At 70.6% G+C, this 21,193-nt stretch carries 24 protein-coding genes; 15 read left to right on the top strand and 9 right to left on the bottom strand.

Going from position 1 to position 21,193, the window contains the following annotated elements:
- Positions 1-70: 70 nt before the first annotated feature.
- Complete coding sequence (locus ACIPV2_RS11695) at positions 71-733, top strand: alpha/beta hydrolase (RefSeq protein ID WP_400841438.1); 663 nt, start codon at positions 71-73, stop codon at positions 731-733.
- A gap of 244 nt (positions 734-977) precedes the next feature.
- Positions 978-2,594 carry an ABC-F family ATP-binding cassette domain-containing protein gene (locus ACIPV2_RS11690; RefSeq protein WP_400841436.1) on the top strand — a complete coding sequence of 539 codons (1,617 nt, stop codon included), beginning with the start codon at positions 978-980 and terminating at the stop codon, positions 2,592-2,594.
- A 15-nt stretch (positions 2,595-2,609) separates the two neighbouring features.
- On the opposite strand, the gene ACIPV2_RS11685 is transcribed toward ACIPV2_RS11690, so the two are convergent.
- Positions 2,610-3,020: a DUF6157 family protein gene (locus ACIPV2_RS11685; RefSeq protein WP_400841434.1), complete on the bottom strand. Its 411-nt coding sequence runs from the start codon at positions 3,018-3,020 to the stop codon at positions 2,610-2,612.
- 105 nt (positions 3,021-3,125) lie between these two features.
- Between ACIPV2_RS11685 and ACIPV2_RS11680 the strand changes: the two genes are divergently transcribed.
- The 7 genes from ACIPV2_RS11680 to ACIPV2_RS11650 all read left to right on the top strand — a co-directional run bounded on the left by ACIPV2_RS11680 (position 3,126) and on the right by ACIPV2_RS11650 (position 12,272).
- Entirely contained in the window at positions 3,126-7,862 is a 4,737-nt protein-coding gene (locus tag ACIPV2_RS11680) for a DEAD/DEAH box helicase (protein WP_400841431.1), read from the top strand.
- Between the two features lie 12 nt (positions 7,863-7,874).
- Positions 7,875-8,630 carry an EI24 domain-containing protein gene (locus ACIPV2_RS11675; protein WP_400841429.1) on the top strand — a complete coding sequence of 252 codons (756 nt, stop codon included), beginning with the start codon at positions 7,875-7,877 and terminating at the stop codon, positions 8,628-8,630.
- Positions 8,623-9,396, top strand: coding sequence for a DNA-formamidopyrimidine glycosylase family protein (locus ACIPV2_RS11670; protein ID WP_400841427.1), 774 nt, complete (start codon positions 8,623-8,625; stop codon positions 9,394-9,396). Before ACIPV2_RS11675 ends, ACIPV2_RS11670 begins: the two co-directional genes overlap by 8 nt.
- Before the next feature lie 79 nt (positions 9,397-9,475).
- Positions 9,476-9,883 (top strand): transferase, encoded by a 408-nt coding sequence (locus tag ACIPV2_RS11665; RefSeq protein WP_400841425.1) that lies wholly within the window; start codon positions 9,476-9,478, stop codon positions 9,881-9,883.
- Positions 9,884-10,011: 128 nt separating this feature from the next.
- Complete coding sequence (locus ACIPV2_RS11660; protein ID WP_400841423.1) at positions 10,012-10,701, top strand: helix-turn-helix transcriptional regulator; 690 nt, start codon at positions 10,012-10,014, stop codon at positions 10,699-10,701.
- Positions 10,702-10,770: 69 nt separating this feature from the next.
- On the top strand, positions 10,771-11,511 hold the full coding sequence (locus tag ACIPV2_RS11655; protein WP_400841422.1) for a LysR substrate-binding domain-containing protein: 741 nt from the start codon (positions 10,771-10,773) through the stop codon (positions 11,509-11,511).
- A gap of 44 nt (positions 11,512-11,555) precedes the next feature.
- Positions 11,556-12,272 carry a GMP synthase gene (locus tag ACIPV2_RS11650; protein WP_400841421.1) on the top strand — a complete coding sequence of 239 codons (717 nt, stop codon included), beginning with the start codon at positions 11,556-11,558 and terminating at the stop codon, positions 12,270-12,272.
- 73 nt (positions 12,273-12,345) lie between these two features.
- Here ACIPV2_RS11650 and ACIPV2_RS11645 read toward each other — a convergent pair whose 3' ends face one another.
- The gene (locus ACIPV2_RS11645) at positions 12,346-12,807 is read right to left on the bottom strand and encodes a glutaminase (RefSeq protein ID WP_400841419.1); all 462 of its coding nucleotides are present in this window, start codon (positions 12,805-12,807) and stop codon (positions 12,346-12,348) included.
- Positions 12,808-12,882: 75 nt separating this feature from the next.
- Here ACIPV2_RS11645 and purU point away from each other — a divergent pair, with 75 nt between their 5' ends.
- On the top strand, positions 12,883-13,734 hold the full coding sequence (purU, locus tag ACIPV2_RS11640) for a formyltetrahydrofolate deformylase (RefSeq protein WP_101188425.1): 852 nt from the start codon (positions 12,883-12,885) through the stop codon (positions 13,732-13,734).
- Positions 13,735-13,761: 27 nt separating this feature from the next.
- Here purU and ACIPV2_RS11635 read toward each other — a convergent pair whose 3' ends face one another.
- Genes ACIPV2_RS11635 through ACIPV2_RS11625 form a run of 3 tightly spaced genes read right to left on the bottom strand, consistent with a single transcriptional unit; the run spans position 13,762 to position 16,042 of the window.
- Positions 13,762-14,802 (bottom strand): NAD(P)H-dependent flavin oxidoreductase, encoded by a 1,041-nt coding sequence (locus tag ACIPV2_RS11635; protein WP_400841417.1) that lies wholly within the window; start codon positions 14,800-14,802, stop codon positions 13,762-13,764.
- A gap of 32 nt (positions 14,803-14,834) precedes the next feature.
- On the bottom strand, positions 14,835-15,161 hold the full coding sequence (locus ACIPV2_RS11630; RefSeq protein WP_400841415.1) for a hypothetical protein: 327 nt from the start codon (positions 15,159-15,161) through the stop codon (positions 14,835-14,837).
- Positions 15,158-16,042, bottom strand: a complete 885-nt coding sequence (locus tag ACIPV2_RS11625; protein WP_400841413.1) for an SDR family oxidoreductase — start codon at positions 16,040-16,042, stop codon at positions 15,158-15,160. The genes ACIPV2_RS11630 and ACIPV2_RS11625 overlap by 4 nt, the downstream gene beginning before the upstream one ends.
- 207 nt (positions 16,043-16,249) lie before the next feature.
- On the opposite strand from ACIPV2_RS11625, the gene ACIPV2_RS11620 reads away from it, so the two are divergent.
- Positions 16,250-16,498, top strand: a complete 249-nt coding sequence (locus ACIPV2_RS11620) for a hypothetical protein (RefSeq protein ID WP_157823584.1) — start codon at positions 16,250-16,252, stop codon at positions 16,496-16,498.
- A 129-nt stretch (positions 16,499-16,627) separates the two neighbouring features.
- On the opposite strand, the gene ACIPV2_RS11615 is transcribed toward ACIPV2_RS11620, so the two are convergent.
- The gene (locus ACIPV2_RS11615; RefSeq protein ID WP_400841412.1) at positions 16,628-17,587 is read right to left on the bottom strand and encodes a TIGR03885 family FMN-dependent LLM class oxidoreductase; all 960 of its coding nucleotides are present in this window, start codon (positions 17,585-17,587) and stop codon (positions 16,628-16,630) included.
- A gap of 100 nt (positions 17,588-17,687) precedes the next feature.
- Entirely contained in the window at positions 17,688-18,011 is a 324-nt protein-coding gene (locus ACIPV2_RS11610; protein WP_101188419.1) for an ATP-dependent DNA ligase, read from the bottom strand.
- A gap of 65 nt (positions 18,012-18,076) precedes the next feature.
- Here ACIPV2_RS11610 and ACIPV2_RS11605 point away from each other — a divergent pair, with 65 nt between their 5' ends.
- On the top strand, positions 18,077-18,388 hold the full coding sequence (locus tag ACIPV2_RS11605; protein ID WP_101188418.1) for a hypothetical protein: 312 nt from the start codon (positions 18,077-18,079) through the stop codon (positions 18,386-18,388).
- Positions 18,389-18,409: 21 nt separating this feature from the next.
- Here the strand turns inward: ACIPV2_RS11605 and ACIPV2_RS11600 are convergent, their stop codons facing one another.
- Positions 18,410-19,087, bottom strand: coding sequence for a DUF6766 family protein (locus ACIPV2_RS11600; protein ID WP_400841410.1), 678 nt, complete (start codon positions 19,085-19,087; stop codon positions 18,410-18,412).
- Between the two features lie 2 nt (positions 19,088-19,089).
- Positions 19,090-19,212: a hypothetical protein gene (locus tag ACIPV2_RS11595; RefSeq protein ID WP_400841408.1), complete on the bottom strand. Its 123-nt coding sequence runs from the start codon at positions 19,210-19,212 to the stop codon at positions 19,090-19,092.
- Between the two features lie 220 nt (positions 19,213-19,432).
- Between ACIPV2_RS11595 and ACIPV2_RS11590 the strand changes: the two genes are divergently transcribed.
- The 3 genes from ACIPV2_RS11590 (at position 19,433) to ACIPV2_RS11580 (ending at position 21,193) form a co-directional block, all read left to right on the top strand.
- A complete protein-coding gene (locus ACIPV2_RS11590; protein WP_400841406.1) occupies positions 19,433-19,990 on the top strand; it encodes an FHA domain-containing protein in 558 nt (185 codons plus the stop codon).
- Positions 19,991-20,092: 102 nt separating this feature from the next.
- On the top strand, positions 20,093-20,377 hold the full coding sequence (locus ACIPV2_RS11585; protein ID WP_400841404.1) for a DUF6412 domain-containing protein: 285 nt from the start codon (positions 20,093-20,095) through the stop codon (positions 20,375-20,377).
- 75 nt (positions 20,378-20,452) lie between these two features.
- Positions 20,453-21,193: a YidC/Oxa1 family membrane protein insertase gene (locus tag ACIPV2_RS11580; RefSeq protein WP_400841402.1), complete on the top strand. Its 741-nt coding sequence runs from the start codon at positions 20,453-20,455 to the stop codon at positions 21,191-21,193.

Raw genomic sequence — 21,193 nt, 5'->3', positions numbered from 1 at the left:
CAGCGTCCGAGACGGCCGGCCGCACGTCGACGTGAGCGGTTCTGCCCGTGTCAGTGGCAGCTGGCAGGATGTGAGCGTGACCGTCTCGATCGATTCCTCCGCGACGCTGTGGTCGCCCGGACCGCGCGAGGGCAAGCCGCTGCTGGTGCTGCTGCACGGCTACGGCGCCGACGAGCGCGACCTGTTCGGCCTGATGCCCTATCTGCCTGAGGGGATCGCGGTCGCCGCCGTCGCGGCTCCGCTCGCACCGCCGTGGCCGATGCCGGGCCGGTCGTGGTACGCGATCGATTCGCTCGACACGCGGGATGCCGCTGGCATCACCACCGCGGCGCAGGCGCTGCTCAGCTGGCTCGAGGAGGCGGTCGGCGACGCACCCTCGGTTGCTCTGCTGGGCTTCTCACAGGGCGCCGCCGTCTCGCTGCAGGCGCTGCGCCTCGACCCCTCGCGCATCGACGCGGTCGTGGCCCTCAGCGGCTACGTGGCGACCGGAGACCTGCCGAACGACACGGTGCTGCAGGAGCAGCGCCCTCCTGTCTTCTGGGGGCGAGGCACGCACGACGACGTCATCCCCACAGGTCTCGTCGATCACACAGCGCAGTGGCTGCCCGCACACGCCGAGCTGTCAGGCCGGGTCTACCAGGGACTGACCCACTCGATCTCTGCGCAGGAGCTCACCGACGTGCACGTCTTCCTCTCGCAGTGGAGGGATGCGGCCGACAAGAGCGCCTCCTGATCCGCGACACGCCCGGGTTGCGCGTTCTCGCCGACCGCGGGTACTCTCGCAGAGTCCTGTCCGCCGTGTCTGGAAGTCCATTGATCTGATCCGTCGCCTCTCCGCGTAATCCATCACGCGCTGATCCGACGATCCTTCCCGCCGCACAGGCCTTCGCCCCGGAATCGATCCCACGACGTCTCCGACGTCTCTTTAGGGGCCGTTCGTCGGCATCCGCGCACCCGCACACTTCCGGGAGTCGCTCATGTCATCACCATCCGCCGCCGTCACGCTCGACCGGGTCTCGTTCGCCTGGCCCGACGGCATCATCGCCCTCGACACCGTGTCCGGATCGTTCGCGTCGCGTCGCACCGGGCTCGTCGGCCGCAACGGCGCCGGCAAATCGACGCTGCTGCGCCTGATCGCCGGCGACCTGACACCGGCATCCGGTCAGATCCTGCGCTCGGATCGGGTCGCCTACCTCCCGCAGCGCCTCACCCTCGAGACCGATCGTCGCGTCGCCGATCTGCTCGGCATCGCGGCTGCGCTCGATGCCGTGCGGGCCATCACCGCCGGCGACGTCGACCCGGCGCACTTCGAGGCCGTGGGCGACGACTGGGATGTCGAAGCGCGCGCCGAGGCATCCCTGGCCGAAGCAGGTCTCGACCCGTCATCCCTCGACCGCACCGTCGGCGAGCTGTCGGGCGGTGAGGCCGTGCTCGCGGCCGTCGCCGGCATCCGCCTCACCCGAGCACCGATCACGCTGCTCGACGAGCCGACCAACAATCTCGACAGGGGTGCCAGAGCGCGGCTCGCCGAGATGGTGTGTGCCTGGAAGGGCACGCTGATCGTCGTGAGCCACGATGTGTCGCTGCTCGAGCTGATGGACGACACCGCCGAGCTGCACGGCAGCGCGATGAACGTGTTCGGCGGCCCGTACTCGCAATGGCGGGCGTGGATGGATGCCGAGCAGGGCGCGGCTCGGCAGGCTGAGCGCGACGCCGCGCAGGCGTATCGGAAGGAGAAGAGGCAGCGGATCGAGGCCGAGGCGAAACTCGCCACCCGGGCGCAGGTCGCACGCAAGGCCTTCGACGAGAAGCGCGTGCCGAAGATCATCGCCAACGGCCGCAAGATGGCCGCGCAGGTGTCGGCCGGCAGGCTGCGCACCGAGGTGCGGGGCAAGGAGGACGCCGCGCATGAGGCACTCGATCTGGCCGGACGGCGGGTGCGCGACGACGACACCATGAAGATCGAGCTGCCCGATCCGGGAATGTCGGCCTCTCGCCGCATCGCCACCATCGGCGACGGCGAGCGCACGTGGGTCGTGCAGGGGCCGGAGCGGGTGGCGCTGATCGGCCCAAACGGGGTGGGCAAGACGACCCTGCTGCGCCGGCTGGTGGCATCCGGTGCTCACGAGGGCGACGCACCTCCGGTGAACCCGAACCTGCGCGCGGAGGCGCACACCGACCGCATCGGATACCTCTCGCAGCGGATCGACGGGCTCGATGAGCACACGTCGGTGGTTCAGAACGTCGCGGCGGCGGCATCTCACGTGCCGGACAAGGAGCTGCGGAACCGGCTCGCACGCTTCCTCATCCGCGGCGCGACGATGGACCGGCCGCTCGCGGCGCTGTCCGGTGGCGAGCGGTTCCGCGTCACCCTCGCGAAGCTGCTGCTCGCCGACCCGGCACCGCATCTGGTCGTGCTCGACGAGCCCACCAACAACCTCGATCTCGACACCGTCGACCAGCTCGTCGAGGCGCTGCGCGCCTACCGTGGCGCCGTGCTGATCGTCAGCCACGACGACGCGTTCCTGGAGCGGCTCGGTCTGGATCTCACCCTCGAGCTGGATGCCGAAGGAAGGCTCACCGAGGTGCGCTGAGGCGCGGAACGGGACTCACGCCTTCCGACTGGAGCGCATCGCGCGCGTGTGCGCGATCGCGGGATCGGCGGCGAGAGCGGCGTACTCCTCGGAGTCGCGGGGGAACATCGCGACGCGGCCATGCTCGTCGTGATGCGTGCCCCAGCCGTAGCGCTTGCCCAGCGGCGAGGCGCGCAGGCAGGCCTGCCCCTTCGAGAAGAACTCGGCTCTGGCATCCGCGTCGGCGGGGTCGATGCCCTTGCGCAGCGCATGTGTCTCGAACAGCACGTCATCCGAGGTGCGGGTGTACGGCTCTTCGCTGAGCAGTCGGTAGTGGAGGGCCGCGATCGACAGGTTCTCGGCTATCGGCGGCTCGACGCCGTACTCAGCCGGACAGTCCTCGCTGACCTCGATGAACGTGTTCGTGTAGTTCGTCGTGTGCGCCATGCCGTCAGCATCCCCCACCCCTGCGACGTTGTCGAGAGCAAGCCATCGACCTGTGCGATGCGCCGAGCGAGCCGCAGTGTCGGAGGGTGGGGCCAAGATGGAACGATGAGCGACGCCTCGACCGAGCACGACGTGCTCGACCGGTTCACGCCCGCGACGCGGGACTGGTTCCGCGGGGCGTTCGACGCGCCCACGCCCGCGCAGTCGGGTGCGTGGGACGCGATCTCGGCCGGGCGCAATGCGCTCGTGGTCGCGCCGACGGGTTCGGGCAAGACGCTCTCGGCGTTCCTGTGGGCGATCGACAGCGTGTTCCGCGAACGGACGGCTGGTGGGGATGCCGCACCGGATGCCGAGGAGCGCAGTGCACGCACCCGTGTTCTCTACATCTCTCCCCTGAAGGCGCTGGGAGTCGACGTCGAACGCAACCTGCGCTCGCCGCTGATCGGCATCGGGCAGTCCGCGCGGCGCCTCGACGTACCGGCCCCCGAGATCACCGTCGGCGTGCGCTCGGGCGACACCACCTCGAGCGATCGACGCAAGCTCGTGAGCGACCCGCCCGACATCCTCATCACGACCCCTGAGTCGCTGTACCTCATGCTCACCAGCCGTGCCGGCGAGACGCTGCAGAACGTGCACACGGTGATCATCGACGAGGTGCACGCAGTGGCTGCGACCAAGCGCGGCGCGCACCTCGCGGTCAGCCTCGAGCGGCTCGATGCGCTGCGCTCCGCGCGCGGGGCCGAGAAGCCGGCACAGCGCATCGGGCTGTCGGCCACCGTGCGCCCGATCGACGAGGTCGCGCGATTCCTCGGCGGGTCGGCTCCCGTCGACATCGTCGCGCCGCGCGCGGTGAAGACCTTCGAGCTCGGCGTCGTGGTGCCCATCGATGACATGCGCAATCCTCCCCCGCCGCCGGGCTCTTCGACAGGCTCAGGGACCCAGACCGGAGAGCCGGCGGAGTACCCTTCGGCAGGCTCAGGGCAGGCGACCGAGATCACCGGATCGGTGTGGCCGCATGTCGAAGAGGCGATCGTCGACAAGGTGCTCGAGAATCGCTCGACCATCGTTTTCGCGAACTCGCGTCGTCTCGCCGAGCGCCTCACCGGCCGGCTCAACGAGATCTACGCCGAGCGGCTCGGAATGCCGGCTGCCGAGAGCACCGCTCCGCCGGGGGCAGCTCAGGCGGGTGCCCCAGCGGGCGCCGAGCCGGTTCTCGCGAAAGCGCATCACGGGTCGGTGTCGAAGGAGCAGCGGGCGATCGTCGAGGACGAGCTGAAGTCGGGCGCGCTGCGCTGCGTCGTCGCGACCAGCAGCCTCGAGCTCGGCATCGACATGGGCGCGGTCGACATGGTGATCCAGGTCGAGGCCCCGCCTTCCGCGGCATCCGGCCTGCAGCGAGTGGGTCGCGCCGGCCACCAGGTCGGCGAGATCAGCCGGGCATCGCTCTTCCCCAAGCACCGCGGCGATGTGCTGCACACCGCGATCGTCACCGAGCGGATGCTCGCGGGGCAGATCGAGGCGATCGCCGTGCCGCGCAATCCGCTCGACATCCTCGCGCAGCAGACCGTCGCCGCGTGCGCGCTCGAGGCGATCTCCGTCGAGGAGTGGTTCGAGACCGTGCGCCGCAGCGCGCCGTTCCAGACGCTCCCGCGCTCGGCGTACGAGGCGACGCTCGACCTGCTCGCGGGCAAGTACCCGTCGGACGAGTTCGCCGAGCTGCGCCCGCGAGTGGTGTGGGATCGGGATGCCGGAACCCTGACCGGCCGGCCGGGAGCCCAGCGCATCGCCGTCACCAGCGGCGGCACCATCCCCGACCGCGGACTGTTCGGCGTCTTCGTCGCCGGCGAGACCAGCGGCGCCCGCGTCGGGGAGCTCGACGAGGAGATGGTCTACGAATCGCGCGTGGGCGACGTCTTCACGCTCGGCACCACCAGCTGGCGCATCGCCGAGATCACGCACGACCGCGTCAACGTGCTGCCCGCGTACGGCCAGCCGGGCAAGGTGCCGTTCTGGCACGGCGACGGCATCGGCCGCCCCTTCGAACTCGGTGAAGCACTCGGACGGTTCTCGCGTGAGGTCTCGACCGCCGCGCCCGCCAAGGCTCAGCAGCGTCTGATCGACGCCGGTCTCGATGAGCGGGCGCGGGACAACCTCCTGGGGTACCTGACCGAGCAGCGCGAGGCGACGGGAACGCTGCCGACCGACCGCACGCTCACGGTCGAGCGGGGCCGCGACGAGGTCGGCGACTGGCGGATCATCCTGCATTCCCCGTACGGCATGAAGGTGCACGCGCCGTGGGCGCTGGCGCTGAACGCGCGGGTGCGCGAGCGGCTCGGCGTCGAGGGCTCGGCGGTGGCGAGCGATGACGGGATCATCGTGCGCATCCCGGATGCCGATGCACAGCCGCCGGGGGCGGACCTGTTCGTCTTCGACCCCGACGAACTCGAGCAGATCGTGACCGCCGAGGTGGGTGGATCGGCGCTGTTCGCCTCGCGGTTCCGCGAGTGCGCCGCGCGTGCTCTGCTGATGCCGCGGATGAACCCCAACAAGCGCACGCCGCTGTGGCAGCAGCGTCAGCGCTCTGCGCAGCTGCTCGAGGTCGCGCGGCGGCATCCCACCTTCCCGGTCATCCTCGAGACACTGCGCGAAGTGCTGCAGGACGTCTACGACCTGCCGTCGCTGCGGCGTCTGATCACCGACATCGCCGAGCGTCGCATCCGCCTCGTCGAGACCGAGCCCGGGCAGCCGTCGCCGTACGCGCGCGATCTGCTGTTCGGCTACGTCGGTGCGTTCATGTACGAAGGCGACTCCCCGCTGGCAGAGCGACGTGCCGCCGCTCTGTCGGTCGACCCGGCACTGCTCGGAGAGCTGCTCGGCACAGTCGAGATGCGCGAGCTGCTCGACCCCGACGTCATCGTGCAGTTCGAGCGCGAGGCGCAGCGGCTCGACCCGCAGCGGCGGGTGCGCGGCGTGGAAGGCGTCGCAGACCTGCTGCGCATGCTCGGGCCGCTGGATGCCGAGGAGGTGGCGCTCCGGCTCGAGGGCACCGCATCGGACTCCGGCACGGGGGCCGCCGCCGAGGGTTCACCATCGGCAGCCGCGTCTGCCTCAACCGTGTCGTCGCCTGACCCCGGATCAGCGACCCCGGACGCTGCCGCCACCTTGCTCGCCGAGCTCGTCTCCGCGCGCAGGGCCATTCCCGTCACGATCGCCGGCCGCTCCCGGTTCTCGGTGATCGAAGACGCGGGGCGCCTGCGCGACGCGCTCGGGGTCGCGCTTCCCACGGGCATCCCGGTCGCCTTCCTCGAGCCAGTGGCCGATCCGCTGGGCGACCTCATGTCGCGGCATGCGCGCACGCACGGTCCGTTCACCACCGAAGACGCCGCCGCTCGCTTCGGCATCGGCGCGGCGGTCGCCCGGCACACGCTCCAGCGGCTGGAGTCGGCCGGCCGGCTCACGAGCGGGTTCTTCCTGCCCGCCGCCTCAGCCGCCGCCGACGGGTCGAAGGAGTGGTGCGACGCCGAGGTGCTGCGGCGTCTGCGCATGCGCTCGCTCGCCGCCATCCGCGGCAGCGTCGAGCCGGTCAGCCCACAGGCCTTCGCCCGCTTCCTGCCCGATTGGCAGCACCTCATCCGCCCGACGGAAGGCGTCGACGGCGTGCTCAGCGTGATCGAGCAGTTCGCCGGGGTCCCGGTCCCTGCCAGCGCGTGGGAGTCCCTGGTTCTGCCCGGCCGGGTGCGCGACTACTCCCCCGCGCTGCTCGATGAGCTCACCGCCGCCGGCGAGGTCGTCTGGGCGGGTCACGGCTCGCTGCCGGGTCGCGACGGCTGGGTCTCGCTGCACCCCGCGGATCTCGCGCCGTTCACCCTTCCCATGCCCGAGGAGACCCCGGCGGCGGGCTCCCTCGAAGAGAAGGTGCTCGATGTGCTGCGACTCAGCGGCGCGTCGTTCGCCGGCGCGCTGAAGGCGATGACCGGAACCGAGAATCAGCAGTCGGTGCTCGAGGCGCTCTGGTCGCTGGCATGGCAGGGGCACATCACCAACGACACCTTCGCTCCCGTCCGCGCGCTCATCGCCGGAGGATCGCAGGCGCACAAGACGGCGCGGCGGGCGCCACGCACCCGCACGTACCGCGGCATCTCGCTCACGCGCCCCACTGCTCAGCCCTCCGCCGCCGGGACGGGTGGCCGCTGGGCGGTGCTGCCGGAGACTGATCCGGATGCCGCGCGCCGCGCCACGGTGACCGCGGGGCTGCTGCTCGACCGCTACGGCGTCGTGACTCGCGGAGCGGTGCAGGCGGAGGGAGTTCCCGGCGGTTTCGCGCAGGTGTACCGCGTGCTCGCGGGGTTCGAGGAAGCCGGACACTGCCGTCGCGGGTACGTGATCGAGAAGCTCGGCGCAGCACAGTTCGCGGCATCCACCACGGTCGACCGGCTGCGCACCTTCGCAGGACTCGCCGACCCGCCCCCGCGCAATGTGGTCACCCTCGCGGCGACCGATCCGGCCAATCCCTATGGCGCCGCTCTCTCGTGGCCGCGATTGGAGACGGTGTCGCACCGCCCCGGCCGGAAGGCAGGTGGCCTGGTCGTTCTCGTCGACGGCGCACTCGTGCTCTACCTCGAACGGGGCGGGCGCACCGTTCTCGCCTTCGACGACGACTCCGACGTGCTGAAGGCCGCCGCCGCCGACCTGGTCGCCACCTCGAGGGCACGCCGCCTCGAGACCCTGACGGTGGAGAAGATCAACGGCGAGGGCGTGTACGGCACGCCCTTCGCCCTCGCGCTGCAGGAAGCCGGGTTCGTGGCGACGCCGCGCGGATACGCCCTGCGCAAAGCCGTCTGATTGACTTCACCCATGGTCAGCGAGTTCTTCACCGGCGTCCGCTACCTCGGACGCGGCTTCGGATACTGGCGGCGGCGCCCGGGGCTGATGACGCTCGGACTCGTGCCGGGCGTCATCGCACTCGTCCTGCTGGCCGCCGCGATCATTCCGCTGCTGCTGAACCTGGGCAGCATCACCGCGTGGGCGACGCCGTTCGCCGATGGGTGGGACGCGTTCTGGCGGAATGCCCTGCGCACCGCCATCGGCGTGGTCGCGGCGATCGCCGCGCTGGTGCTGGCGAGCGTCACCTTCACGGCGCTCACCCTGCTGATCGGTGACCCCTTCTACCAGCGGATCTGGCGTGCCATCGAGACCGACCTCGGCGGCGATGTCCCCGAGGGGGACGGCGCATTCCTGGTGGCGCTCGGCGAGAGCATCCGCCTGATCGCCCTCGGCGCGCTGGTCGCCCTGCTGGCCCTCGCGGTGGGCTTCGTGCCCCTCGTCGGCGCCCCGCTCGCCGCCGTCGCGAGCGTGCTGCTGACCGGACGGCTGCTCGCCCGCGAGCTCACCGGCCGGGCATTGAACGCCCGCGATATCCCGAGCGTCGAGCGCTCGCGGCTCTTCGCGCAGCGTCGGGCACGCCTGCTCGGCTTCGGCGCGGCCACCCAGCTGTGCTTCATGGTGCCGCTCGGCGCGGTGTTCATCATGCCGACGGCGGTCGCCGGCGCCACCGTGCTGGCGCGCGATCTTCTGGCTCATCGCACACCGACGGCGGCGCGCCATGCCTGAGGGCGACACGATCTACCGCGCGGCGAAGCGCCTCGACGCCGCACTGCGCGACCAGGAGGTGACGCGTTTCGACCTGCGCGTGCCACGCCTCGCGACCGCCGACCTCACGGGCCAGACGGTGCACGATGTCGTTCCGCGCGGGAAGCACCTGCTGATGCGGATCGGCGACTTCACCCTGCATTCCCATCTGCGCATGGACGGCGCGTGGTTCACCTACCGCCCCGGCGAGAAGTGGCGTCACCCCGCGTTCAAGGTGCGCGCGATCGTCGGCACCGCCGAGCACGAAGCCGTCGGCGTCGACATCGCCGAGGTGAAGCTCGTGCGCACCCGCGACGAGGGCGAGCTGGTCGACTATCTCGGACCGGATCCGCTCGCAGAGGACTGGGATCGCGACGAGGCGATCCGACGGCTCAGCGCCGACACGCGCCCGATTCACGTCGCCCTTCTCGACCAGCGCAACGTCGCAGGGTTCGGCAACGAGTATGCGGCGGAGCTGCTGTTCCTGCGCGGCATCCGGCCCGAGACGCCGACGCCGGAGGTCGATGTCCCCGCACTGCTCGACCTCGGCGTGCGAACCATCCAGGCGAACCGCGACCGGATGGATCGCACCTTCACCGGTGATGCCAGGCGCGGCTTCACCGACTGGGTCTACGGTCGCTCGGGTCGCTCGTGCCGGCGCTGCGGCACGCCCATCCGCAAAGGCGAGCTGGGTGCCGATCCGACCCGCGAGCGCATCACGTTCTGGTGCCCGAACTGCCAGCGGTGAGCTAATCCCAAACGGGGAATGAATCAACCCCCCTCCTGGTTGTAGATATATCCGGAAGACTCCGGGCACGGGAGGAAACGTGGGCAAGAACTACATCGATATCGAGGACGACCAGGGCGCCACGCTGCGATACCGCAAGCACGTCAACGGCCGCGGACTCGTCGCGCACGGCGCGAAGGTGCATCCGAAGGCTCTCATCGAGGCCGGCGCCTATGTCGAACCCGGCGCTCGAGTGGGCGCTGGAGCACGGGTCGCGCGCGGCGCCTGGGTGGAGCCGTATGCCGTGATCGGCGAGAACGCGACGATCGACGCACACGCGCACATCGGCGCGGGGGCAGCCGTCGGCGACGGCGCGTGGATCGGCGTCCGCACGGACATCGGCGCGGGAGCGCAGGTCGCGCGAGGCACCCGCATCGGGCACGACGAGAGCGTCGCCCCTGGTCTGACGGTCATCACCGACCGGAAGGGACTCTGGCTCGCAGCCTGACCCCTTCACCCGAGCCCGCCTGGTTGCATGGACCGGCGGGCTCTTCTGCGCCTGGCGAGACTCGGTCAGAGATCACTCTAAAAGTGTTTAGAATCTGAAATAGAAACAGATACCGCGGAGGGTCGGCCATGGACATCACCGCACGGGCGTCGAGCATCGGTGCCCTCGCCGACGAGACTCGGCAGGCGCTCTACGAACACGTCGTCAGCCAGCCGGATGCGGTCACCCGCGAAGCCGCTGCGACCGCGGTGGGCGTGCCGACGCACATGGCGCGCTTCCACCTCGACCGCCTCGTGGAGGCCGGTCTTCTCGACACCGAGTTCCGGCGGCTGAGCGGTCGTACCGGCCCCGGCGCCGGCCGCCCGTCGAAGCTCTATCGGCGGGCCGACGGCACCGTGAGCGTCTCGCTCCCGGAACGCCGCTACGACCTGGTCGGGCACGTGCTCGCAGGCGCGATCGAGCGCGCCGCCGACGGGATGCCGTTGCGGGATGCCCTCGATGCGGTCTCGCAGGAGCAGGGGCGATCGATCGCGTCATCCACCACCGACGCCGGGGACCACGACGAGACCGACCGCCTCACCGCGGTGCTGACCGCCCAGGGCTACGAGCCGCGACGCGAATCCGGTGAGAACGGCGTCGCCCTCATCCTCGCGAACTGCCCGTTCGACTCGCTCGCCCGCGAGCACACCGAGCTGGTCTGCTCCGCCAACCTGTCGCTGCTGCGCGGTGTGCTCGACGGCCTGCGCTGCGACCAGCTGCAGGCGCACGGCGAGCCGCACGCGGGACGCTGCTGCGTCGCGATCCGTCCGCAGAGGTGATGTCGCGCGCCGAGGCGGCGAGAGCGGCCATACGACCGCCCGGGGCGACACGGCAGGTACGCTGAACCGGTGAAGAACGACCGCCGCCGCGCTCCGAAGGGCGGGCGGCCGCGCCCCGCGAAGACGCAGAAGCCGGCGCAGAAGCCGGCGCAGAAGCCGGCGCCGAAGCGCACTCCGCGCCCCGCACCGCAGCCCGCGCCGACACCGCCGGCCCGCGAGACGCCACGCTCCTTCCGCCTCGGCCTCATCCCCGGCGCCACGCCGGGCAGGTGGGTGGACGCCTGGAAGGAGCGGATGCCGCACGTCGACATCGAGCTCGTCCCCATCGCCGTCGCCGACCAGCGTGCGGCCCTCGACGACCTCGATGCCGCTCTGGTGCGTCTGCCGCTCGACGACCGCGACGACCTGCACGTGATCCCGCTCTACGACGAGGTTCCCGTCGTCGTGGCATCCGTCGACTCCTTCCTGATGGCGACCGATCGGCTCACGGCGGACGACCTGGCCGGGCAGGTGCTGATCACGCCCGGCGACGACGTTCTCGGCCCGCTCGATCTGCCCACGCAGACGCCGTCGTTCCCGACGATCGCGACCACCGAAGACGCCGTCGCGACCGTCGCATCCGGGGTCGGCATCCTCGTGGTGCCGATGTCCCTCGCCCGGCTGCACCATCGCAAGGACGTCGACTACCGCCCGCTGCTCGGCGGACGCACGTCGACGGTCGCGCTGGCCTGGCCGCGTGAGGTGACCACCGCCGACGTCGAGGTGTTCATCGGCATCGTGCGCGGGCGCACAGCGAACTCGTCACGCTGAGGCGTCGGCGCGGGGCTCGGCATGCAGGCCAATAGACTCGGCGCATGCCCTCGGTGCTGTACGTCTGCGTTCGACCCGAGCGGAGCGCGGCGGATGCCGAGCACCGCTCGTTCCGTCGCGGGCTCGGCCTGGGAACACTCGACCGCATCGATCTGCTGCATGCCTCGCTCGAGACGGTCGAGTGGGAGCAGTACGACGGCTTCGTCATCGGCGGGTCGCCGTTCAACGTGACGGATGCCGAGAAGGGCGAGCCCCAGCTGGCGGTCGAGCATGACCTCGAGCGCATCGCCCGTCGATCGCTCGACGGCGATGCGACCGCGCTGTTCACCTGCTACGGGATCGGAGTCGTGACGCGGATGCTCGGCGGCAGCGTGCACACCGATCAGCCCGAGCAGGCCAGTGCGACCACCGTGCAGCTCACCAGCGCCGGCCTCGAGGATCCCCTGTTCGGCCCCGGAGGTCCGTCGCTGTCGGTGTTCACCGCGCACAAGGAGTCGGCACGCGAGACCCCTCCCGGAGCGGTGCTGCTCGCCACGAACGGCGCCTGCACGGTGCAGGCCTACCGCGTCGGCGAGCGGCTGTACGCGACGCAGTTCCATCCCGAGGCCTCCCCTCAGGACTTCGCCGATCGCATGGCCGTGTATCGAGCATCCGGCTACTTCGACCCGCGCGACTACGAGCGCACCGAGCGGGCGATCCTCGGCGCATCCGTCGATGGCGATGACCTGCTCGCCCGTTTCCCTGGGCTCCTAGGCGGCTGAGGTCGGCCCTTCGACAGGCTCAGGGGCCCAGGCGGGTTCAGGGGCCCAGGTGGGGTCAGGGGCCCAGGTGGGCTCAACCGCCCAGCGCCAGGGCGATCCGTTCGTCGAGATAGCCCCGCAGCGGCACGAGGGCACCACCCGGTGACCAGCGCACGCTCGGCACCCCGTCCACCATGGCGAGCGGGCCGGACGTCCCGCCCGCATCGACCGCCGCGACGTCGAGCACCTGCCACCCGACGTGCACCACCTCGCCCTCCGCGAAGCCGCCGCGCCGCGCCTGCGCCCGCCGCTCGGCCCTCGCACGTGCCGACTCGGCGGTGTACCCGCGGCGCACGGGCTCGGCGGCGCGCAGGATCTCGGCGGTCGACAGAACGTCGGCATCTGCGAGCAGCAGCACGCCGAGATGCCAGGCCGATCCTGCACGCACGATGCGGTCAGCGCGCCACCGTGAGGTGCGCTCCCGGCCGAGCGCTTCGCGCGACACGCCGACGAGACGCGCGCGTGCGTCCCGCAGCAGTTCCTCGGTGGGGCCCATGCGTCAAGGGTAACGATTGGGCGGCGCCCGCAGGATGCGGGCAGAATCGACAGACACCCCAGTTCAGGAGCATCCATGCCGCAGACCGACACCGCACGCCTTCTCATCGCCTGCGACGACCAGCCGGGCATCGTCGCGGCCGTCGCCGGAGTTCTGGCCGCGCACGGGGCGAACATCATCTCTCTCGATCAGCACTCGACAGACGAGGAGGGCGGCCGGTTCTTCCAGCGCACCGTGCTCCACCTCGACGGCCTCGCGGCCAAGCGTCCGGAGCTCGAGGCGTCGATCACCGAGGTCGCCGACCGTTTCGGCATGGAGTGGTCGCTGCATGACACCTCCAAGCGCAAGCGCGTGGCGATCTTCGTCTCGAAGTACGACCACTGCCTGATGGAGCTGCTCTGGCGCACGCAGCGCGGCGAGCTCGACATCGACGTGACCATGGTGATCTCGAACCATCCCGACCTCGCCGAATCTGTGCGCTCGTTCGGCGTGCCGTTCATGCACATCCCCGCCGGGGACAAGGCCGCGATGGAGGCCCGCCAACTCGAGCTGCTGCAGGGCAACGTCGACCTGGTCGTGCTGGCCCGGTACATGCAGATCCTCACCGACGGCTTCATCGAGCGCCTCGGCGCCCCGGTGATCAACATCCACCACTCGTTCCTGCCCGCCTTCATCGGCGCGAACCCGTACGCCCGCGCCAAGGAGCGCGGCGTGAAGCTCATCGGAGCCACCGCGCACTACGCGACCGCCGACCTCGACGAGGGCCCGATCATCGAGCAGGACGTCACGCGGGTCACGCACGCGGAGTCCGCGGCGGAGCTGCAGCGGCGGGGTGCCGACGTGGAGCGCTTCGTGCTCGCCCGCGCGGTGAAGTGGCATGCGGAGGACCGCGTGATCGTGCACGGGCGGTCGACCGTCATCCTCTGACGAAGCGAGGACGGACCGCTGTTCGCCTCAGCCGGGCAGCCCGGCCAGGAGCTCGGCGAACACCGCAGCCGCCGTGCGCCCCCGAGCGAGGGGCGCCGACTGGCCGAGCCACAGCGACTGCAGCTCGCCCATGCCGCGCTGACCGGCGACCGCGCGGAAGCGCCCCGTCAGCCAGTTCTGCGCGGGGAACGGCGCGACGGCCCCGGATGCCTCGATCTCGCGCACCGCGCGGTTGGGAGCCCCGCGCGACAGGCGTCCGCTCATCGCGCGAGTGAGCACGCTCTCGTCGGCCGCGGTCGAGCGGATCGCCGCCCGGTGCGCGTCGTTCGCCGCCGACTCGGCGGTCGCGAGGAAGGACGTGCCGACCTGCACGCCCGACGCGCCGAGCGCGAACGCGGCCGCGACGCCGCGCCGGTCGGCGATGCCGCCGGCGGCGATGACGGGCACACGCACCGCGTCGACGACCTGCGGCAGCAGCGAGAAGAGACCCACGAGCGACTCCTCTGCGGGCCGCAGGAACGATACCCGGTGCCCGGCCGCCTCCGCGCCGGTGGCGACGATGGCATCCACTCCCCCCGCCTGCAGCGCACGTGCCTCGGCGACGGTCGTCGCGGTGCCGATCACACGGATGCCCCGGCTGCGGGCCTCCTCGACCAACCCGCGCGATGGCACGCCGAAGACCACGCTCAGCGCGGCGGGCGCCGCCTGCCAGATGGCCTCCAGCTGCTCGTCGAGGCGGGGAAGGTACTGCTCGGGGCGCGCGGGCGGCTCGATGTCGACCTCGTCGAAGAAGTCGGCGAGCGCGGCGGCGTACCGGTCGTGCTCGGCGCCGGGTTCGGCCTCGTCACCGGTCGGCAGCCAGATGTTCAGGGCGAACGGCGCTGCGGTGGCGGCGCGCAGCGCGGCAGCGGTCGCACGGATGCGATCGCCGTCGTAGCCGTAGAGACCGTACGAGCCGAGGCCCCCCGCGTCGCTCACCGCCGCGGTCAGCTCGATCGACGAGAGCCCGCCGAACGGCGCGAGGACGACGGGATGCTGGATGCCCAGCAGTTCGCGCAGATCACTCATGCTTCGAGGCTACGCTCCGCTGCCCGCGTGTTTCACTCTCTCCTGACGCTCCGCAGCGGCGGCCGCCCGGGGATCGGCGACGGCTTCTGCGCGCGGTTCGAGGCGTTCGCGACAGCCAGGTCGAGCGCCTCGAACAGCTGCTTGAAGCCGCGGAACCGCGTCGTCCGCGGGCACGGCGTGCGCAGCCAGAGCACGTCGAGCACGCCGGTCGGCGAGCGGTCGACATACGCGATCAGGCAGTCCGCGTCGGCGTGACGACGCGCCGGGTCGCAGATACGCCAGCTGTTGCGACCGAGCGGTGTGAGCTCCCAGTCCCCGTGAGGGGTGGCTGGTATGGGGTCGTCGAGCATGACAGTCATAGCGCCTTACCTCCTGTTACCGCGAGCACCGTGCCCGAGGTGTACGAAGACTCGGCTGCAGCCAGGTAGACGTACGCTCCGGCGAGCTCGGCCGGCTGGCCGGCCCTGCCCAGTGGAGTGTCGCTGCCGAACTCCTCGACCTTCGTGTCGTCCCAGCCGGTGGCCGGGATGAGCGGGGTCCAGATGGGCCCCGGTGCTACGGCGTTCACGCGGATGCCGCGTTCCCCCGCCTCTGCTGCGAGCGCCTTCACGAAAGCCACCTGGGCGGCCTTCGTCATGGCGTAGTCGATGAGACCCGGTGACGGGTCGTAGGCCTGGATGGAGGCGGTCACGATGATGCTCGCGCCCTCCTCGAGGTGCGGGTAAGCCGCACGCGCGGTGAACAGAGTGCCGAGGATGTTGGTGTCGAACACGCGGCGCATCTCGTCGGTCTTCAGCGACTCGAAGCCCTCGATGTCGTGCTGGTACGCCGCGTTGAGCACCACGATGTCGAGGCCGCCCATCGTCTCGCGGGCACGGGTCACGGCCTCCTCCGCGAACTGCTCGTCGCGCAGGTCGCCGGCGATGCTTAGACCCTGGCGACCGGCGTCGGTCACCTTCGCGATCGTGTCGTCGGCATCCTTCTGCTCCTCCGGCAGGTGCACGATCGCGACGTCCGCACCTTCGCGGGCGAAGGCGATGGCCACCGCGCGGCCGATGCCGGAGTCGCCTCCGGTGATGAGCGCGCGTCGCCCGGCGAGCCGGTCGTGACCCTGGTACGACGACTCTCCGTGATCGGGCGTGGGCCCGGTCTCCTCGGTCAGGCCCGGCTGGGTCTGCTGCTGAGCAGGGAACTTCTCATCGTGGTGCTGGTGGCGAGGATCTGGGGTGTTGTCGCTCATCGTGCGCCTATCTGAAGTTGGGTGGGGAGTGCCGGCACGTGTGCCAGTGTGCTCACTCTCCCCCGGAGCGAGCCGTGCGGCCAGGGGGTTGACAGTTCGGGAAGCCCGGCGCACGCGCGAGGCGGGCGGGGCCGGATGCTGTCAAGGGGCGTGCGAGGACCGTCCCGGATCACGCAGGCTGAACGTCCACGACGAAAGGACTGCATGATGAGCAGCGATTCCATGACTCCCGACGACGACTCCACCTCGGAGGTTCCGGCGGCGGATGCCGCGGTCGCCGGGCGACCGGATCTGCAGCCCGACTCGCAGGGGGACGAGCCGCTCGACGCCGAGCTGGGCGAGGACGGTCAGGGCGACCTCGCCGAGGGCGACGAGCAGCTTCACTCGGGTGACGCACCGACCGACCTGCGCACCGAGGGCCCCTCCGGCGAAGTGCACGAGGAGACCGCTCAGTGAGCGACGGCACCTGGTGTCAGCCGAGTCGCTGACCGCCTCGAGCTGCACAGTGGCCGCGCTCCCCTCGATGAGAGGCGCGCGGCCACTGACGTGACGTCGTCGAGGCGAGGGGCTCTGCGTCGGCCCCGTTCACAGCCGCTCCCGCAGCAGCGGCAGCAGCTCCCGCTCGCAGCGGTCGAGGAACGCGCGCTGGTCACGACCGACCTGGTGCAGGAAGACGCGGTCGAAGCCGGATGCCACGGCGGCGATCCGATCTGCGACATCGGCCGCGTCGGACCCCACGACCACGGCGGCTCGGAGCTTCTCGTCGGTGGGATCGGCGTGCGCCTCGAACTGCTCCGGGTGGTTCAGCTCCCACATCAACTGGGGCGGCACCGTCGCCTGCGCCCACTGCTCGCGCGCTGCGGCCAGGGCCTGCTCGTCGGTGTCCTCGAGGCTGATGTGGATCTGCAGCAGCGCGTCGCCTCGGCCTCCGGCATCCCGATACGCCGTTCGCGTCTGCGACGTCGCCTCCGGATCGGCGCCGACGGTGATCAGACCGTCGGCCCAGGCCGCGACCTGCTCCGCCGTCCTGGTGCTGATGCCCGCGGCGAGCAGCGGCGGCGGCGTCTCCGGCAGCGACCAGAGCTTCGCCTCGTGCACGCGCACCGGACCTTCTGCATCCACCTGTTCGCCGGCCAGGAGGCGCCGCATCACGTCTGCCGCGGCGTGCAGCCTCTCGTCTCGCTGCTCTTTGGGCGGCCACTCGTCGCCGGTGATGTGCTCGTTGAGCGCCTCGCCGCTGCCGAGCGCTGCCCACACCCGGCGCGGGAACATGTCGGCCAGTGTGGCGAGCGCCTGGGCCGTGATGACAGGGTGGTAGCGCTGGCCCGGCGCGGTGACCAGACCGATCGGGAAGCTCGTGAGGGCGAGCGCCGCACCGAGCCATGACCAGGCGTGGCCCGAATGTCCCTGTGCTGTCAACCACGGCGCCAGATGGTCGGAGCACATCGCTTCATCGAATCCGATGCGCTCCGCATGCGTGATGTCTCGGAGAAGCCTGCCCGGGGCGTGCTGCTCATGGGAGGCGTGGAATCCGATGCGCGTCATCGTCTGCGGTCCTCTCGTCGGAGGACAGCAGATTAGACAGACGGCGGATGCCGTCGCACGGGGTTGACCCTGGCGTCAGGGCCGTGCAAGGCCTGGGCGATCAGCCCTCGAGGCCGGCGTTCGGGTCGTCCGGCGGCTCGGGCACCATGTGCAGGCCGGTCGGCGTGTTCGCCGTATAGGCGAGGGCCTCGATCCAGGCGCGGTTGATGGCCGGCTGACGGCTGCCGAAGTACTTGAACACCAGCGAGCTGCTGGGCTGCACCCACACGGTCGTGCGTCCGCCGCCGACGCTCGCGTCCTCGCGCCAGCTGAACGGGAACGGCTCACCGCGGCGCAGCTTCGCCGTGATCACGAGCTGCAGGTGGGTCAGGGCGCGGTCCTCGATCTCGGTCTTGACCGAGCCCTCATAAACGAACTTTCCCAAGGAAGTGAACCTCTCCGACATCCGAACTCTGGCGTCTGCCGATCGCCTGGGGATAGCTTAGTCAGATGGGCCTGCTCTTCTACGGCGGCAATACCGTACCCATCGAGATCGAGGATCGGGCGCTCGCTCACCTCAAGGTCGTGATCGCGATGAAGCTGCGCCGCAATGAATCGTTCACCCTGTCCTGGCAGCATCCCGTGGATGAGCCGACAGGGCGCACGACCATCTGGCTGCATCCGTCGATTCCGCTGCAGTTCGTCTTCGAAGCGCCGGAGCCGCCGGAGCTCAGCGCCGAGTGGATCACCGCGCTGGCGAACTCCGCCAACACCAGCGGGGGTCTCAAGATGCTGCCGGAGCACCTGCAAGGCCGAAGCTGAGCCGCCCCACGGCGCGCGTGGTCACTCCGACTCCTGTGCCGACGTCGCATGCGGGAGGCCGACCGGCTTCGACTCCGACGACCCGCGCTGGCGCAGGAAGATCGAGAACGCGACCATCGAGCCCACCGCGAGGAACTCGCTCTGCCAGTTCTGCAGCGTGCGATCCCAGAACTCCGGTGACATGACGTACTGGCCCCACGACATCGGCGCTTCTCCGTGCCGCGCGTTGTCCTCGTTCATCACGACGACGCCGCTCAGGGACTGCATCAGCCACGAGAGCAGGAAGATCGCGCCCATCACGAGCACCAGCGAGTTCTCGTACACCGTCCGCCGCCAGCCCGCGACACGCGCCCAGCGAGGCCCGTCGGCCGGCGCGTAGACCCCGACCATCTGATTCTCGTCGGTGTCGACGCCCTCGTCGCCGGGCTTCTTCGATTCCGGTGAGCCCCGCTGCACGAGCCACACGGTGGCTGCGATGAAGAGCAGGAACTGCAGGAACTCGCTCTGCCAGTTCTCGGCGACGTCGACGACGAAGTCGCTCGAGAACACGAACGAGAGATAGGTCTCGAGAGCCTGCCCGTGTGCCTGCAGCTCCTGGTTGGTGCGCAGCAGCCCCGCGATCGACTGCCCGAGCAGCGCGAGGGCGAACAGCGCGAAGAAGAACAGGCTCAGCCCGTTGTCGCGAAGAAACCTCTTCATGCTCATCGCCCGCTCCCGACCACGACGAACATCGCGGCGAAGCCGACGACGATCGCGCCCATCCACATCCAGAACATGACCCGTGGGCCGAAGGCGTCCTGCCTCGACTCGTGCTGCTGCGACATCCGCTCCTCCTTCTCATCAGGCCATCCCCACTTCGGATGCTGGCGACCGCACACCGGGAAGAGAACGGGGTTGACGAGCCGCCGGCGGCCTGTCAACCCCATTACCGCCGCGAACCCGGCTGTCTACCGTCGGAAGCACCTGATCGAGACGGGAGTCATCCCCCGCTGACGCCGCCCGCCGGCATCCGCCGCCCGACCCACCCCCACACAGGAGGACCACATGACCGACCCGACGACCGGCACGACGCCCGCGCACAGCGCACCCGCTGTCGAGGATCAGATCGACCAGCTCGCGAACTCCGACGGCGAGCAGCCCACCACCACTCACGCCGAGCGGGGCGCGGGCGAACCGCATCTTCGCATCACGACCCCGGAGGGCGAGCGCGGCCGCCTGGAGCTGACCGAGGAACGCACCACGATCGGCTCGGGCGCGGAGTGCTCGCTCGTCATCGCCGGCGCAGATGCGGTGCACGCGACGATCGTGCATGACGAGCGCGACGAGTACGTCCTGACGTTGCATGGCGACGGTCTGATGAACGCCAACCCGTCCGACGGCATCGCCGGAGATCGCAGTGAGATCCTGCGCACCGGGGCGCGCTTCACCGTCGCCGACTGGATCCTCGTCTTCGGCCGCGAGGAGTTCGCAGACCACGGCCGCCCGTTCGGTGGCCGTGAAGGCGGTGAGCTGGACGACCAGCCGCCGCAGCCCGCCCGGCCCGAGTACTCCGACAGCGACTCCGATGAGCAGCACGGGGACCTCGAGGTCAGGGACGGCTGAGCCCCCGGAGGGTGCGAAGGGCGAGGGGACGACAGTCCTCTCGCCCTTCGTCTGTCCGCGACGATCCGGCGACTGGTAGCGTCGGGCACAAAGGAGGGGCGCATGGTCGACGCGATCGGGATGCTGCTGCGCACGCTGCTCGTGGCGCTCGGCGCCATGCCCCTTCCCGATGCGCTGATGGGCGGTGGGATGCTCGGCATCGCCGCGATCCTCGTCGCCGCGACCGTGCTCGCGATCGCGCTCGCGCTGCTGACACCGCGCTTCGGCGCGAGGTCTGCGCCGCATCCACGACGTGCCATCGACGTGTCCACGCTGCTCGCGCAGAGCGATCCGGATGCCGACGGGCACCCTCGTCCGCGAGCGCCCGGGGCTGCGGCCGCCGCCTGATCCGTCCTCTGCACTCGCTGAGGGGCGGGTCTCGTGGCCTCCGGCCGACCCCACCCTCTCTGCGAACGGACGCTCATGGACATCTTCGCCATTCCTCCACTGACCCTTCTTCTCGACGCCGCCTATTCCGCGCTGCTCACGCTCTCCGTCTCTCTCCAACCGCTCGCCGGTTCCGCTGCCGCCGCGCTCGCGGTCGTGCTCATCACCCTGGCGGTACGAGCAGTGCTCATACCCGTCGGCGTCTCGCAGGCCAGAGCCGAGCAGCTGCGCGCGCGACTCGCCCCTCGGCTGCGGGCCCTGCAGCAGCGCTACGGGAAGGATCGCGAAAGGCTGCAGCGCGAGACGATGGCCCTGTACCGCGACGAGCAGGCATCACCGCTGGCGGGCTGCCTGCCGCTCGCGGTGCAGGCGGCTGTCGTAGGCGTGCTGTACACGCTGTTCCTGCGCCCGGAGATCGCGGGGCACCCGAACGCCCTGCTCGCCCACGACCTGCTCGGGGCCCCACTCGGCGAGTCGCTGCTCACGGCGGTCGGTGCGGGCCTCGAGGCGCCCACCGCCCTCGTCTGGGCCGTGGTGCTCGCCGTGATCATGATCGTCGCCGATGTCACCCGTCGCGTGTTCCGTCCGCAGGTGCCGACGGAAGGCCCGCTGGCGACGCCCGGCATGCTCGGCGTGATGAACGCGCTGCACTACCTGACGGCGGTATTCGCGGTGTTCGTTCCCCTGGCCGCGGCCATCTATCTCGTGGTGACCGTCACGTGGACGCTCGCCCAGCGATGGGTGCTGCGACGACGGTACCCGCTGCCGGCCGCCTGA

The sequence above is a fragment of the Microbacterium sp. NPDC089987 genome (assembly GCF_044748505.1).
Lineage (GTDB): Bacteria > Actinomycetota > Actinomycetes > Actinomycetales > Microbacteriaceae > Microbacterium.
The sequence above is the reverse complement of the archived record's forward strand: the minus strand, read 5'-3'. Positions and strand labels throughout refer to the sequence as shown.

Excerpts from the sequence above, each read along its gene's own strand:
- ACIPV2_RS11675 (WP_400841429.1), top strand. The coding sequence starts at position 7,875 with ATGGTCAGCGAGTTCTTCACCGGCGTCCGCTACCTCGGACGCGGCTTC.
- ACIPV2_RS11625 (WP_400841413.1), bottom strand. The coding sequence starts at position 16,042 with ATGAGCGACAACACCCCAGATCCTCGCCACCAGCACCACGATGAGAAG.
- ACIPV2_RS11645 (WP_400841419.1), bottom strand. The coding sequence starts at position 12,807 with ATGGGCCCCACCGAGGAACTGCTGCGGGACGCACGCGCGCGTCTCGTC.
- ACIPV2_RS11615 (WP_400841412.1), bottom strand. The coding sequence starts at position 17,587 with ATGACGCGCATCGGATTCCACGCCTCCCATGAGCAGCACGCCCCGGGC.
- purU (WP_101188425.1), top strand. The coding sequence starts at position 12,883 with ATGCCGCAGACCGACACCGCACGCCTTCTCATCGCCTGCGACGACCAG.
- ACIPV2_RS11690 (WP_400841436.1), top strand. The coding sequence starts at position 978 with ATGTCATCACCATCCGCCGCCGTCACGCTCGACCGGGTCTCGTTCGCC.
- ACIPV2_RS11580 (WP_400841402.1), top strand. The coding sequence starts at position 20,453 with ATGGACATCTTCGCCATTCCTCCACTGACCCTTCTTCTCGACGCCGCC.
- ACIPV2_RS11585 (WP_400841404.1), top strand. The coding sequence starts at position 20,093 with ATGGTCGACGCGATCGGGATGCTGCTGCGCACGCTGCTCGTGGCGCTC.
- ACIPV2_RS11630 (WP_400841415.1), bottom strand. The coding sequence starts at position 15,161 with ATGACTGTCATGCTCGACGACCCCATACCAGCCACCCCTCACGGGGAC.
- ACIPV2_RS11635 (WP_400841417.1), bottom strand. The coding sequence starts at position 14,802 with ATGAGTGATCTGCGCGAACTGCTGGGCATCCAGCATCCCGTCGTCCTC.
- ACIPV2_RS11660 (WP_400841423.1), top strand. The coding sequence starts at position 10,012 with ATGGACATCACCGCACGGGCGTCGAGCATCGGTGCCCTCGCCGACGAG.
- ACIPV2_RS11590 (WP_400841406.1), top strand. The coding sequence starts at position 19,433 with ATGACCGACCCGACGACCGGCACGACGCCCGCGCACAGCGCACCCGCT.
- ACIPV2_RS11600 (WP_400841410.1), bottom strand. The coding sequence starts at position 19,087 with ATGAAGAGGTTTCTTCGCGACAACGGGCTGAGCCTGTTCTTCTTCGCG.
- ACIPV2_RS11605 (WP_101188418.1), top strand. The coding sequence starts at position 18,077 with ATGGGCCTGCTCTTCTACGGCGGCAATACCGTACCCATCGAGATCGAG.
- ACIPV2_RS11685 (WP_400841434.1), bottom strand. The coding sequence starts at position 3,020 with ATGGCGCACACGACGAACTACACGAACACGTTCATCGAGGTCAGCGAG.
- ACIPV2_RS11595 (WP_400841408.1), bottom strand. The coding sequence starts at position 19,212 with ATGTCGCAGCAGCACGAGTCGAGGCAGGACGCCTTCGGCCCACGGGTC.
- ACIPV2_RS11650 (WP_400841421.1), top strand. The coding sequence starts at position 11,556 with ATGCCCTCGGTGCTGTACGTCTGCGTTCGACCCGAGCGGAGCGCGGCG.
- ACIPV2_RS11670 (WP_400841427.1), top strand. The coding sequence starts at position 8,623 with ATGCCTGAGGGCGACACGATCTACCGCGCGGCGAAGCGCCTCGACGCC.
- ACIPV2_RS11620 (WP_157823584.1), top strand. The coding sequence starts at position 16,250 with ATGAGCAGCGATTCCATGACTCCCGACGACGACTCCACCTCGGAGGTT.
- ACIPV2_RS11680 (WP_400841431.1), top strand. The coding sequence starts at position 3,126 with ATGAGCGACGCCTCGACCGAGCACGACGTGCTCGACCGGTTCACGCCC.